Genomic DNA, 12,363 nt, shown 5'->3' with positions numbered 1-12,363 from the left:
CCTGCGGCGGTCCGGCCGGCGGGGCGGCCCGGGTGCCGGCGGGGGTGCCGCGGCCCGCGCGTGCTCAGCCGAACAGGGTGGAGCCTAACGGGCGCCGCCGGTCGAAGCCGGGCAGGATCAGGAAGGTCGCGCCGGCGGTCGTGGTGGTGAAGCGCAGCAGCGCGTCGGAGGCGTCCATGCGGGCGAGGGTCGCGGTGAAGGTCCGCAGGTCGTTCTGGAAGCTGATGAAGAGCAGGCCGGGGGCGGGTTCGTCGGTGCTGTAGGAGCGGCGCAGCATGAGGCCGGCGCCGACCACGGCGGGGTTCGCCCGGCGCGCGTGGGCGTCCGCGGGGACGAGGTAGCGCCCGTCCGGTGTCTTGGCGCCGAGGTCCGGGCCCGAGGCGGCGCCGCCGCCGGAGAGCGGGACGCCACTGGCCCGGCGCCGCCCGAAGACCGCCTCCTGCTCGGCCAGGGACAGCGCGGCGAACCGCGACACGTCGAGCTCCATGCGCCGCAGGACGGCGATGGTGCCGCCGGCGACCGCGGGGGGCCCGGCCAGCCACAGGTCGCGCCGCTGCTCGGCGGCCGTGTGCGGTCCCACGATGCCGTCGATGAAGCCGAGCGGGTTCCGCGGCGCGGTGAGGCCGCCGCCGAGGGACACGTGCGGGCCGCGCCGCGCGGACTGCCGCCAGCGTTCGCGGACGCGGTCACCGGCCCGGTCCAGGAGCGCGGCGGCGGCGACCGGCAGGAGCAGCGCGTCGTCGGCGCAGATCTGGAGCAGCAGGTCGCCGCCGCGCTCCGGCGGGGCGATCCGTTCGCGGGAGAAGCGCGGCAGGTCGCTCGCGCCGGGCAGGGCGGCGCCGGCCGCGCGCACCAGCCGGGGGCCGACGCCGACGGTCACGGTGAGGTTCCCGGGCGCCAGGCCCAGCAGCCGGGGGTCGGTCCCCGCGGCGAGGGCGCGGACGGCCTCGCCGAGGTCGGCCAGGAGCGGTCCGGCGGCGACGCCGGCGCCGAGGTCGGCCACGACGGCCAGCAGGTTGCGCTGGGCCGGCTGGGGGACGGTGATGCCCGCCTGGTGCCGGCCCGTCACCGGGACCGGCGCCGGGGCGGCCGCCGCGGGCGGGGCGGGGCGGCCCGGCCGGCCGGCGTCCGGTGTGCACCCGGCGATCAGGCCGGCGGCCGCCAGCGTGCCGGTGGCATCGAGGAACGCGCGGCGCGACGGGGGGCGGTCGGCTCGGGGCATGGTGTGCAGGGTGCCACACCCGGCTCTCCCGCGCCGGTCAACCCGGTTTATGGCAAACGGAATTGGGCGCCGTGCCAGACTGGGATCATGCCTCGATTAGCTCTGCGCGTGATGGCGACGGTGGTGGTGACGCTGACCCTGGTGGCCGGTTGCGGCGGTGGCGACGGCGGATCGGGGGAAGGCCGGCGGCCGAGCGGCGAGCGGGTGACGATCCGGGTGCCCGGCGACGCGCCGACGATCTCGGCCGCGGTGTCCCTGGCCCGCCCCGGCGACCTGGTGCTGGTCTCCCCCGGCGTCTACCACGAGTCGGTGAAGATCAGGACGGCCCGCGTCACGCTGCGCGGCCTGTCCCGGGACAAGGTCGTCATCGACGGGCGGCTGCGGCAGCCGAACGGGATCGTCGTCGCGGCGCCCGGGGTGGCCGTGGAGAACCTGACCGTGCGCAACAACACGCAGAACGGGGTGCTGGTCACGGGTTCGGCGGCGGCCGTCGCCGGGCTGCCGGGGACGAGCGGCGGCTACGACACCGGCGACGAGCCGGTGACCTTCCTGAAGTCGTTCCTGGTCTCGTACGTGACCGCGACCCGCAACGGGTTGTACGGCATCTACGCGTTCTCCGCGCAGAACGGTGTCATCGAGCACTCGTACGCCTCGGGCGGGGCCGACTCGGGGATCTACGTCGGCCAGTGCAAGCCGTGTCACATCGTGGTGCGGGACAACGTCGCCGAACTCAACGCGGTCGGTTACGAGGGCACCAACGCGAGCGGGGACATGTACGTGGTCGGCAACCGCCTCACCGGCAACCGGGTCGGCCTGACCACCAACTCCGACCACCAGGAGAAGCTGCTCCCGCAGCGGGGGACCGTCATCGCGGGCAACCTGATCGCCGCCAACCAGCAGACGGCCACCCCGGAGCAGGCCGACGGCGGGTGGGGCACCGGCATCGGCGTCGACGGCGGCAGCGACAACCGGTTCGTCCGCAACCGCGTCACCGGCAACAGCAACGCCGGGCTGGTGATCACCGCGACCGCCGACATCCCCCCGCTCGACAACCAGATCGTGGACAACACCTTCACCGGCAACGGCGTCGACGTCGGCTGGACGTTCCCCACCGCCACCCGGGGCCGGGGCAACTGCCTGCGCGGCAACGTGCTGCGCAGCACCGTGCCCGCCCGGCTCGCGGCCACCGCGACCTGCCCGCCGTCGGCCGGATCGCCGTCGCCGGCCGGCCGGTGGACGGCGCCGACGGCACCCGGTGGCATCGCGTTCACCGAGGTCGCGGAGCCCGGGCCGCAGCCGCAGTTCCCCGGTGCCGGCACGACGGGCGCCACCGTCGTCCCGGCCGTTCCGGTCATGCCGGACACCGCGGCCGTGAAGCTGCCGCCGGTGACCCTGCTGGCCGCGCACGCGCGGGTGCGCACGCCCTGACGCCCCGGCCGGCGCTCACCGCGCCGGGGTGACTCCGGGGGCCGCTCTGACCGGAACGTACGGCTGGGTGTCGAAGTCGATGACCACCGGCTCCGGCGCGGACCGCACGTCGAGGCGGACCCGGTGCATCCTGGCGTCCGCGTCGATCCAGTAGCGCACGCTGCCCGCCGTCCCGGGGCGGTCGCGGGAGGACGGCCCGGTCATGACGTCCACCCGGTGCCCGGCCACCCGGTCCCGGCCGAGCCAGGTGGCGCCGTTCTGCGGCAGCAGCTGGGCGTTGTCCGGCCGGTCGGCGCCGAGGCCGAGGGCGATGGCCAGGGAGCTGTCCAGCGAGCTGCCGGAGGACCGCAGCGGGCGGCTGAACCAGCCCGAGCGGGGCGGTGCCGCCGGTGCGCGCGCCGGGGCGCCCGCCATCGGGTGGACGGACACCGAGCGGGCCGTCCACTGGATCAGCCCGTCGCTGGAGGTGTCCCGCCCGGTGCCGCGCACCACGCCGTACCCGAGCCCGCCGCGGTAGTCGACGGACGCGGTGACGGTCAGCCCGCCCGCGGTGCCCGGCACGGTGATGGTGACGGCGCGGCCCCGCGCCTCGTAGTTGCGGAACCGGGTGAGCGCCAGCCGGTCCGCCTCGTCGGAGGTCAGGGCGCGCGGTCCGGCGGGCCCGGAGCCGGTGCCGACGGCCAGGAGCACCGCCACCGCGACGGCCGCGGCGGCGAGGACCGCCAGCACCCGGCGCGGCCGGAGCCACCGGCGCCGGCCGGCCGGGCCTTCGGGCAGGGGCCGCCGGGTTCCTCCGCCGCGCACACGGCTCGACGCTGCCACCGTCCTGCTCACCCTCTCCGCTCCCTCTCCGTCACCGCACCGCCCGGCCGGGACGCGCGCTGCCCGGCCGCGCCGTGCGGGCCGCGGTCGGGCAGCTCACCGCCGTCCGGTCGGTTCCTTCGTTCCGCTCGTCCGGTCAGGCCGTCCGGTGCTGCCGGGCGCGGCGCCTGCGGCTCACGACCGCGAGGGCCAGGCCGCCGCCCACCAGCAGGGCGACGAGGCCGATCATCCCGGGCAGGCCGGTCAGACCGGTGTCCGCCATCGAACCGCCCCCGCCGTCGGGGCCCGGGCCGGCGGGCGGCACGGAGGGTGCCGGTGTGCCGCCCGGTGCCGAGGTCGGCGCCGGGGTCGGGACGGGCGACGGGGACGACGTCACGGTCGCGGTCGCGGTCGGGACGGGCGTCGACGTCGACGTCGACGTCGAGGTCGGCGTCGGGCTCGGGCTCTCCTCCGGGATGTACACCCCGGCATCGATCGTGTGGTCGACGCCGCCCGGCTTCTCCGGCGCCGTGACGGGCGCGTAGCCGTTGCACAGCTCCCCGCTGGTCGGCGGGGTCACGTTGGAGTCGTGCGCGCGGTCGTCCCCGGCGCGCGGGAGCGTGAACCGCAGCGCGCTCGCCGGGGGCTCGCCGGGCACCTGGCTGGTGTCCGCGGTGCACACGTCGAACTGCACCGTGTACTTCGCGCCCGGGGTGAGTTCGTACGCGGCGCCGACCCCGCCGAAGTAGTACTCGCCGGCGGCATCGGTCGTGGTCGTCGCGACCTGCTCGCCGTCCTCGTCCAGCAGGTTGATCGTCGCCCCCGGCAGCAGCACGTGCCCCGGGTCCTGGATGCCGTTGTGGTCGCCGTCGAACCACACGACGTTGCCGATCTGGACCGGCGCGTTGGCGGCCGCGTAGGCGATGTCGCCGAGCCCGCCGGCCTTGCCGAACCCGCCCTGGGCCTGGCTGACGAACTGGAACCCGTTGGCGGTCGGTTTGTTGCCCGGGCCCTCGCCGGTGGTGATGTCGTGGTAGCCGGTCCCCGAGGTCGCCACGTTGACGACCGGGTCGAACTCGGTGCTGACGACCCACTGCTGCTGCGGGATGTAGGCCACCGACCCCAGCGCGGTCTCCTGGTGCGCGTTGGCGTAGAAGTCGCCCGGGAAGTACTCGACGACATCGGCGGGCTGGCCGCCGTTGTTGGCCGGGGTGGCGTGGTTCGGGCAGCTCCCGGTGCCTTCCCACTGGTACTCACCGGTGGGGGTGGCGCAGACCATGGTGATGTCACCGCCGGACATGCCGCTCTCCGGCGTGTCGTTCCCCGGGCGGGGGTCCAGCCCTCCCCAGCTGACCGTGTCCATGAACCGGTCGCGGAAGCCCAGGATCATGGAGCCGTCGCGGCCGAAGGCGAGGGAGGCCAGCTCCGGCTGCGGGTCGATGAAGACGTTGCCCGACTTCCGGTCGTCCCAGGTGTCCAGGCCGGTGTTCCACGGGTTCCAGTGGGTGGCCTTGTCACCGGCGCCGAAGACGGTGCCGCGCTCCTGCGTGAGCGCGTGGCTCAGCACCGGGGTGAACCGCTTGCCGTCGTAGGTGTAGACGACGGCCTTCAGGTCCGCGCGCTGCTGCGTGCTCTCCGCGGTGCACACGCCGCCGACGTACAGCGTCGCGTCATGGGCGGAGAGGCCGAACGGCCGCCAGTCGCCGGGGCTCGCGCACCCCGGGTCCGGGATCGGGACCGTGGCCCTGGGCGCCGCGGCGGTGGCCCCCGTCGCGTCGAAGCTCACCAGGCTGCGCGACCGCAGGTTCACCGCGTACAGCGTGGTGCCGTCCTCCGACAGGGCCAGGCCGCCGATGCTCTCCTTGCCCGGCGCGTCGGTGAACCCGGCGTCCTTGATCAGGTTGGCGGTGTCGTGCCGTGTCTCCCCGGTGTCCGGCACCCGGGCGAACAGCTCGGGCGCGCCGGTGCCGTTCACCGGCACCGTGTAGATCGCGCCCCCGCCCTGCGGCCCGTACGGGGCGTACCGGCGGGCGAACGCGCTCTGGAACAGCCGGGTCCGGTACCTGTCGTACGCCAGCCCGAACGTCGTGCCCACCTGGTCCTGCGTGGCCAGCGTCTCCGGGCACGCCACGTCGGTGGGGCACGTGCCCCGGACCTTGGTCCCGAACGCCACCAGGGCCCGGGTGTCGGTCCCGTTGGCGCCGTTGTGGACCGGCACGAAGTACCGCGATTCCGGCAGCGCGTAGTCGGCCGGATTCCACACGGCCGTCACGACCGAGTCGTCCTTCCCCTCCGACACGTCCACGAACGACGTGAAGCTGTCGAAGTGGTTCTCCGCCGTCGAGGCGGGCGCCGCCCGCAGATAGCGGTTGTACGGGGCCGGAATGCTGACGTCGACGCGGTACCGGCCGCCGTCCAGTTCCGGCGACTGCGCCACCACGACCTTTCCGGTCGCGTCGGTGACGCCGGTGACGTGGTGCCCGGCGGGGTCGGTCACCTCCACCCTCATGCCCCGCTGCGGCACGTCCATCGTCGCGTTGAGCACGCCGGTGCCGAAGAAGTCGCGCAGCACCTCGACCGTCAGCGTGCCGTCGGCGCCGGATGCGGCGGCCGGTCCGGACGCCACTCCCACGGCGCCGCCTGCGAGTAAGAGGCCGGCCAACCCCATGCGCGCCAGCGGCCCCGCGAGCCCGCGGGCCGGCCGGCGCGTGTCTCTGCCGACTCTGTTCATGGCATCACGCTCCACACTTTCCCTGGTCATGAGAACGAAGCCCCCGCTTCTCGCTGCACGTCCTCTCCGTGGCCCGTACGCGGACACCGGAAACCGGCCGCGAACTCCACGGAAAAGAAAAAGGACCCACTGCCGTCGCGTGGGCCGCTTTGCGGTGATCCTTCGAAAAAGCCGTGGACGAGTCGTAAGTGCCGCGGGCCGGAGAAAGCGAACGCGCGTTCAACACCTCGGGCGGGGCCGCGCCGTGACGTATTCTTCCGCAGCTCGATCACGGTATTCCCACCCCCCACCGCCGACCTCGCCGACCGCCATCGCGAGCAGCGCGCGATATCTTAGGCGCTGGTGTCTCGCCGTCACCAGCGGAATCCTGATGTTCGAAGACACGATCCGATATCCGGCCGGCGATTTCCGGCGGCCCGGGGCGGCCGGACAGGGCCCTCAGAGGATGACGTGCGGCAGGAAGCGGGCGTACCCGTCCGTGATCAGGCCCGTGGATTCGCGGATGCCGAGGCCGGCCGGCTCGTCGCGGACCACCCAGGCGCCGAGGACCACGTGGTTGCCGCCGAAGGCGGGCAGCGGCGCCAACCGCTGGTAGCAGCAGGGCTCGTCGCGCGGGACGGGCGGTTCCCCCGGCCGGTGCACGGTGACGCCCTCGCCCTCGCGGCCGAGCAGCGGCTTGGCGACGTAACCGGACGCGGCCAGTTCCCGGGGGCCGTCCAGGTAGGCGGGGAGCAGGTTGGGGTGGTCCGGGTACAGCTCCCAGAGGACGGCCAGCAGGGCCTTGTTGCTGAGCAGCATCTTCCAGGCGGGTTCGATCCACAGGGTGCTGCCCGTGCCGCCACCGTTGTCGAGCGTGTCCAGGACGTGCTCGCCGAACGCGTCGGTGGTGAGCCACTCCCACGGATAGAGCTTGAAGATGCCGCGGATGAACCGGAGTCCGTTGTCGACGAAGCGGCCGGAGAGGCCGTCCCAGCCGATCTCCTCCATGGCGAGCCAGTCGGTGTCCAGGCCGGCCTGTTCGGCGGTCTCCTTCAGGTAGGCGACCGTCATCAGGTCCTCGCCGAGTTCGTCGGCGGCGGAGTGCGCGAAGTGCAGCGGGCTGCCGGGCGGCAGCAGGGCGGCCTGCGCGCGCCAGGCGTCGACCAGCCGTTCGTGCAGGGAGTTCCACTGGTCCGCGCCGGGGAACCGCTCCTCCATCCAGAACCACTGCGGGGAGGCGGCCTCGACCAGCGAGGTGGGGGTGTCGGCGTTGTACTCCAGGAGTTTCGCCGGTCCCGTGCCGTCGTACCGCAGGTCGAACCGGCCGTAGACGGTGGGCAGTTCGGAGCGGCGCTGCCAGGACTCGGAGACCGCGGCGGCCACCCGCGGGTCGGTGATGCCGAGGTCGGCGAACCGGTCCCGGGCCACGATGTGCTCCGCCGCCGCGAGGCACATCGCGTGCAGTTGCCCGACGGTCTCCTCCAGCGCCTCGACCTCGTCGAGGGAGAAGACGTAGCAGGCGCTCTCGTCCCAGTAGGGGCGCAGGGAGCCGTCGGGGTGCCGGGTGAGCGGGTAGACGAGCCCCTGCCGCTCGACGGTCTGCTGCCAGCCGGGGCGGGGCGTGAGGGTGCGGCGTTCCACGTGCGTGTGTCCGTCAGCCGCCGGAGCCGCCGTCGCCGCCGCCGAAGCCGCCGCGATGGACCCCGCCGCGGCCGTCGTCGTCCGAACCGCGGCCGCCCGAACCGCCGCCCGAACCGCCGGGCTTGGTGAACGAGCCGCCGTCGACCCAGCCGCCCTCCTCCTTGCCGTCGTAGTACCAGGCGGCGTCCACCGGCCGCTTGGCGCCCTTGCCGACGCGCTTGGACCGGCCCGTGGTGCTCCCGGCGCCGGCCCCGGAGGAGGTCTTGCACGCCTTGTCGGCCACCACCTTGTAGCCCTTGGCGAGGTGGTGGCTGTCACGGTCGACGCACCGCTTGTCCGGATCGGACGAGCAGGCGGTGAGCGCCACCGCCAGCACGCCCACACCACCCAGTACGACCGTGCCGGAACGGAGCCGCCTGTCTGCCCGCGCCATGGTTGTCCCCCCGTCGGTTGCGCTGTTCACCGGCCAGCCTAGAGACCGCTCGCGGCCGCTGCCCAGGGTCCCCCGCGATCTCGCGCTCGCTTAGGGTCGGTTCGTGCTTTTGGGAATGGTGTGCGCGCTCGGGGCCGCGGTCTGCTTCGGTACGGCGACGGTGTTGCAGGCGGTGGCCGCGCGGGCGGCGGGTGAGGGGGGCGGCGGCGACGCGGCGCTGCTGCTGCGGGCGGTACGGCAGTGGCGGTACCTCGCCGGCCTGGCCCTGGACGGGCTGGGCTTCCTGCTCCAGATCGTGGCCCTGCGGTCGGTGCCGATCTACGCGGTGGGCGCCGCGCTGGCGGCGAGCCTCGCGGTGACGGCGGTGGTGGCGGCCCGGCTGCTGCGGGTCAGGCTGAGCGGCCTGGAGTGGGCCGCGGTGGGCGTGGTGTGCGCGGGCCTGGGGATGCTCGGCCTGGCCTCGGGCGCCGAGGGCGACCGGAGCGGGCCGGGCTGGCTGCCGTACGCGGTCCTGGTGACGGCGGTCGGCGTGCTGCTGCTCGGCGGGATCGGCGGGCGGCTGTCCGGCCGGGCCCGGGCGCTGCTGCTCGGGGCCGGCGCCGGGTGCGGGTTCGGGGTGGTGGAGGTGTCGGTGCGGCTGATCGACTCGCTGCGCCCGCTCCACCTGCTGGCGGACCCGGCGGTGTACGCCCTGCTCGTCGGCGGTGGCGCCGCGTTCCTGCTGCTCACCTCGGCCCTGCAACGGGGCTCGGTGACCACCGCGACGGCCGGCATGGTGCTCGGCGAGACCCTCGGCCCGGCGGCGGTGGGCGTGTTCTGGCTCGGTGACCGCACCCGTGAGGGCCTGACGTGGCTGGCGGCGCTGGGCTTCGCGGTGGCGGTGGCCGGGGCGCTCCTGCTGGCGCGGTTCGGGGAGGCGCCGGTGACCGGGCCCGCGGCCGGGGCGGCGGCCGCGGAGTGAGCCGGCCCGGTCCGCGCGGCCGGGGGCCCGGGTCGGACCGGCCCGGCGGCGCGCTCAGGGCAGTACCCGGCACAGCGCGTCCAGCGCTCCCGACCACGCGCTGTCCGGGGGCGTGCCGTAGCCGACGACGAGGGCGTCCAGCCGCTCGGCCACGGCCTGCGGGTGCCGGTGGAAGGCCAGGCCGTGCAGCGCCAGGCCCTGCCAGGCCGCGGCCTGCACCACCGGCTCCTCGGTGCCCGGCGGCAGCCGCAGCACCGCGTGCAGCCCGGCGGCGATCCCGGTGACCCGTACCTCCGGCGCCCGCTCGGCCACGGCGGCGGCGAGGGCGTCCCGGCGGCGCCGGTAGCGCTGGCGGGAGGCGCGGACGTGCCGGTCGTACGCGCCGCAGGACAGGAACTCCGCGAGGGTGAGCTGTTCCAGGACGCCCACGGTGTCCACCTGGCCCTTGACCCGGACGGCCTGCGCCGCCAGGTCCGGCGGGAGCACCATCCAGCCCAGCCGCAGGCCCGGCGCGAGCGACTTGCTGGCCGTGCCGAGGTGGACGACCCGGTCGGGGGCCAGGCCCTGCAACGCGCCGACGGGCTGGCGGTCGTAGCGGAACTCCCCGTCGTAGTCGTCCTCCAGGACGAGGCCGCCGGTGCGTCTGGCCCAGGCGACGACGGCGGCCCGCCGGTCGGGGTGCAGGGGGGTGCCCATGGGGAACTGGTGGGCGGGGGTCAGCAGGACCGCGCCCGCGTCGCCGGGGTCGCCGGGATCGGTGCCGAGTCCGTCGTACGGCAGCGCGGGCGTGGCCAGCCCCGCCTTGCGCAGCACCGCCCGGTGGACGTCCAGCCCGTACGACTCCACGGCCGCCGTCCGCACCCCGCGGGCCCGCAGCACCTCGCCGAGGATGCCCAGGGCGTGCGAGAAGCCGGCGGTGATCACGATCGCGTCGGGGTCGGTGCGCACACCGCGGGCGCGGGCGAGGTAGCCGGCGAGTGCGGTGCGCAGTTCGGGCCGGCCGCGCGGGTCGCCGTAGCCGAGGGCGTGGAAGGGCGCCGTGGCGAGGGCCCGCCGGGTCGCCCGGAGCCATGCGGCGCGCGGGAAGGCGGCGAGGTCGGGGGTGCCGGGGGTCAGGTCGTGGACCGGGCGGCCGGGGGTGCGGCGGGCGGCCGGGCCGGTGCCCGCGGGCGGCGCGGCGCCGGCGGGCGCGCCGGCCGCCACCCGGGTGCCGGAGCCCTGCCGTGCGGTGAGCCAGCCCTCGGCCACCAGGTCGGCGTAGCACTCGGCGACGGTGTTGCGGGCGACGCCCAGATCGGCGGCGAGGGAGCGGGAGGAGGGCAGGCGGGTGCCGGGGGCGAGCCGGCCGGAGCGGACGGCGTCCCGCAGGGCGTCGGTCAGCCCCCGGCGCAGGCCGCCGGCCCCGCTCGGTTCGAGGTGCAGGTCGACCCCCGAAGTGGCCCAGGAATTCGCCATGGAAATGGACCATACCCCTGGGCTGCCTCGCTCCTAGGGTCGAGGAATGAGCGCTGCACAGGAAACCGTCGAATACGCCCCCGAAGAGGCCCCGCGGCTGCGCTGGGCCGAGCACGCCCCCGACGTCTACAAGGCGATGATCCGCCTGGAGGCCGTGACCAGGCAGGGCCTGGACCCGAAGCTGTACGAGCTGGTGAAGATCCGCGCCTCGCAGCTCAACCACTGCGCGTTCTGCCTCGACATGCACACCAAGGACGCCCTCGCGGCGGGCGAGAGCGTCGAGCGGATCGTCCAGCTCAGCGCCTGGCGGGAGTCCCGGCACTTCTACACGGCGCGGGAACTGGCCGCGATCGAGCTGACCGAGGCGGTCACCGTGCTGACGGACGGCTTCGTGCCGGACGAGGTGTACGACAGGGCGGCCGAGCGGTTCGAGGAGGCGGAGCTGTCCCGGCTGATCGCCGCGATCACGGTGATCAATGCCTGGAACCGGTTCGGCGTGACCACCCGCATGACCCCGGGGCACTACCGGCCGGGGCAGCACGGATGAGCCGCACCCGGTACCTGGACCCGGCGTTCCTCCAGGCGATGTCCGCCGTCAGCGCGGCGGCGAAGCAGGGGCTCGGCGACCCGGTCCTCGCCGAGCTGGTCATGATCCGCGCCTCGCAGCTCAACCACTGCGCGTTCTGCCTCGACATGCACCTGCGGTTGGCCCGGGAGAACGGCGAGTCGCAGGAGCGCGTCCAGTTGCTCGACGCCTGGGAGGAGACCGAGGACCTCTACAGCGAGCGGGAGCGGGCGGCGCTGGCGCTGACCGAGGCGGTGACGGTCCTCACCGAGGGGTTCGTGCCGGACGCGGTGTACGAGCGGGCCGCCGAGCACTTCACGGAGGCCGAACTCGCCCACCTCGTCGCCGTGATCACCGTCATCAACGGCTGGAACCGCCTCATGGTCAGCCGCCGTGTCCCGCCGGGGGGCCGGCCGTCATGAGCAAGGCGGACGAGTTCCGTGCCCTGCACCGCGGGCGCCTGCCCGGTGACCCGCTGGTCCTGCCGGGGCCGTGGGACGCGGCCAGTGCGCGGGTCCTCGCGGAGGCGGGGTTCCCGGCCCTGGCCACGCCGAGCGCGGGCGTGGCCGCCTCGCTCGGGTACGCGGACGGGGACACCCCGGCCGGGGAGATGTTCGCGGCGGTCGCCCGAATCGCCCGCGCGGTGGACGTGCCGGTCTCGGCGGACGTCGAGGGCGGCTACGGACTGGCGCCCGCGGAACTGGTCGAGCGGCTGCTGGCGGCGGGTGCCGTCGGCTGCAACCTGGAGGACTCCGACGGCGGCGTCCTGAAGGACCCGCACGCGCACGCCGAGTTCCTCGCCGGGGTGCGGGCCGCGTCCGCCGACGCGCTGTTCGTCAACGCCCGCGTCGACGTCTTCGTGTACGGCGACGGCGATCCCGAGCGGGCCATCGAGCGGGCCGCGCTGTACCGGGCGGCGGGTGCCGACTGCGTTTACCCGATCTTCGCCCCGCCCGCGCTGGTGCCCCTGCTGCGGTCCGGGATCGAGGGGCCCCTGAACCTGCTGGCCCGGCTGGACGGGGACGGCCCCTCGCCCGCCGCGCTCGGCGGGCTCGGGGCCACCCGGGTCACCTTCGGCCCGGGGCTCCAGCGGCGGGCCGCGGCCGCGCTGCGGGACGTCGCGGACGGCCTGCTGCCGTGAGGCCGG

Annotated in this window: 11 protein-coding genes; 5 read left to right on the top strand and 6 right to left on the bottom strand. The window is 75.1% G+C overall.

Going from position 1 to position 12,363, the window contains the following annotated elements; genetic code table 11:
• Nucleotides 1-64: 64 nt before the first annotated feature.
• A complete protein-coding gene (locus ACZ4K2_RS14905) occupies nucleotides 65-1,222 on the bottom strand; it encodes a Dyp-type peroxidase (RefSeq protein ID WP_467478050.1) in 1,158 nt (385 codons plus the stop codon).
• An 87-nt stretch (nucleotides 1,223-1,309) separates the two neighbouring features.
• On the opposite strand from ACZ4K2_RS14905, the gene ACZ4K2_RS14900 reads away from it, so the two are divergent.
• Nucleotides 1,310-2,650: a right-handed parallel beta-helix repeat-containing protein gene (locus tag ACZ4K2_RS14900; protein WP_467478053.1), complete on the top strand. Its 1,341-nt coding sequence runs from the start codon at nucleotides 1,310-1,312 to the stop codon at nucleotides 2,648-2,650.
• A 15-nt stretch (nucleotides 2,651-2,665) separates the two neighbouring features.
• On the opposite strand, the gene ACZ4K2_RS14895 is transcribed toward ACZ4K2_RS14900, so the two are convergent.
• The 4 genes from ACZ4K2_RS14895 to ACZ4K2_RS14880 all read right to left on the bottom strand — a co-directional run bounded on the left by ACZ4K2_RS14895 (nucleotide 2,666) and on the right by ACZ4K2_RS14880 (nucleotide 8,235).
• A complete protein-coding gene (locus tag ACZ4K2_RS14895; RefSeq protein WP_467478278.1) occupies nucleotides 2,666-3,346 on the bottom strand; it encodes a hypothetical protein in 681 nt (226 codons plus the stop codon).
• Between the two features lie 262 nt (nucleotides 3,347-3,608).
• Nucleotides 3,609-6,119, bottom strand: a complete 2,511-nt coding sequence (locus ACZ4K2_RS14890; protein WP_467478056.1) for an SdrD B-like domain-containing protein — start codon at nucleotides 6,117-6,119, stop codon at nucleotides 3,609-3,611.
• Nucleotides 6,120-6,620: 501 nt separating this feature from the next.
• Entirely contained in the window at nucleotides 6,621-7,802 is a 1,182-nt protein-coding gene (locus tag ACZ4K2_RS14885) for a glutathionylspermidine synthase family protein (RefSeq protein WP_467478060.1), read from the bottom strand.
• A gap of 13 nt (nucleotides 7,803-7,815) precedes the next feature.
• On the bottom strand, nucleotides 7,816-8,235 hold the full coding sequence (locus ACZ4K2_RS14880; RefSeq protein WP_467478062.1) for a hypothetical protein: 420 nt from the start codon (nucleotides 8,233-8,235) through the stop codon (nucleotides 7,816-7,818).
• A gap of 115 nt (nucleotides 8,236-8,350) precedes the next feature.
• Between ACZ4K2_RS14880 and ACZ4K2_RS14875 the strand changes: the two genes are divergently transcribed.
• On the top strand, nucleotides 8,351-9,196 hold the full coding sequence (locus tag ACZ4K2_RS14875; RefSeq protein ID WP_467478282.1) for a DMT family protein: 846 nt from the start codon (nucleotides 8,351-8,353) through the stop codon (nucleotides 9,194-9,196).
• Between the two features lie 54 nt (nucleotides 9,197-9,250).
• Here ACZ4K2_RS14875 and pdxR read toward each other — a convergent pair whose 3' ends face one another.
• A complete protein-coding gene (gene pdxR / locus ACZ4K2_RS14870) occupies nucleotides 9,251-10,651 on the bottom strand; it encodes a MocR-like pyridoxine biosynthesis transcription factor PdxR (RefSeq protein ID WP_467478066.1) in 1,401 nt (466 codons plus the stop codon).
• A gap of 46 nt (nucleotides 10,652-10,697) precedes the next feature.
• Here pdxR and ACZ4K2_RS14865 point away from each other — a divergent pair, with 46 nt between their 5' ends.
• From ACZ4K2_RS14865 to ACZ4K2_RS14855, 3 genes are read left to right on the top strand one after another with little or no spacing between them, the layout of a single operon-like run.
• Complete coding sequence (locus ACZ4K2_RS14865; RefSeq protein WP_467478070.1) at nucleotides 10,698-11,198, top strand: carboxymuconolactone decarboxylase family protein; 501 nt, start codon at nucleotides 10,698-10,700, stop codon at nucleotides 11,196-11,198.
• Nucleotides 11,195-11,638, top strand: coding sequence for a carboxymuconolactone decarboxylase family protein (locus ACZ4K2_RS14860; RefSeq protein WP_467478073.1), 444 nt, complete (start codon nucleotides 11,195-11,197; stop codon nucleotides 11,636-11,638). The genes ACZ4K2_RS14865 and ACZ4K2_RS14860 overlap by 4 nt, the downstream gene beginning before the upstream one ends.
• A complete protein-coding gene (locus ACZ4K2_RS14855; RefSeq protein ID WP_467478076.1) occupies nucleotides 11,635-12,357 on the top strand; it encodes an isocitrate lyase/PEP mutase family protein in 723 nt (240 codons plus the stop codon). The genes ACZ4K2_RS14860 and ACZ4K2_RS14855 overlap by 4 nt, the downstream gene beginning before the upstream one ends.
• Nucleotides 12,358-12,363 lie beyond the last annotated feature (6 nt).

This window comes from Streptomyces sp. NPDC025833, assembly GCF_055558055.1.
Note: the sequence above shows the minus strand (reverse complement) of the source record. Positions and strands in the feature narration are given on the sequence as shown.

Coding starts and splice junctions, on each gene's coding strand:
- ACZ4K2_RS14860 (WP_467478073.1), top strand. CDS start 11,195: ATGAGCCGCACCCGGTACCTGGACCCGGCGTTCCTCCAGGCGATGTCC.
- ACZ4K2_RS14905 (WP_467478050.1), bottom strand. CDS start 1,222: ATGCCCCGAGCCGACCGCCCCCCGTCGCGCCGCGCGTTCCTCGATGCC.
- ACZ4K2_RS14880 (WP_467478062.1), bottom strand. CDS start 8,235: ATGGCGCGGGCAGACAGGCGGCTCCGTTCCGGCACGGTCGTACTGGGT.
- ACZ4K2_RS14875 (WP_467478282.1), top strand. CDS start 8,351: ATGGTGTGCGCGCTCGGGGCCGCGGTCTGCTTCGGTACGGCGACGGTG.
- ACZ4K2_RS14855 (WP_467478076.1), top strand. CDS start 11,635: ATGAGCAAGGCGGACGAGTTCCGTGCCCTGCACCGCGGGCGCCTGCCC.
- ACZ4K2_RS14865 (WP_467478070.1), top strand. CDS start 10,698: ATGAGCGCTGCACAGGAAACCGTCGAATACGCCCCCGAAGAGGCCCCG.
- ACZ4K2_RS14890 (WP_467478056.1), bottom strand. CDS start 6,119: ATGGGGTTGGCCGGCCTCTTACTCGCAGGCGGCGCCGTGGGAGTGGCG.
- pdxR (WP_467478066.1), bottom strand. CDS start 10,651: ATGGCGAATTCCTGGGCCACTTCGGGGGTCGACCTGCACCTCGAACCG.
- ACZ4K2_RS14900 (WP_467478053.1), top strand. CDS start 1,310: ATGCCTCGATTAGCTCTGCGCGTGATGGCGACGGTGGTGGTGACGCTG.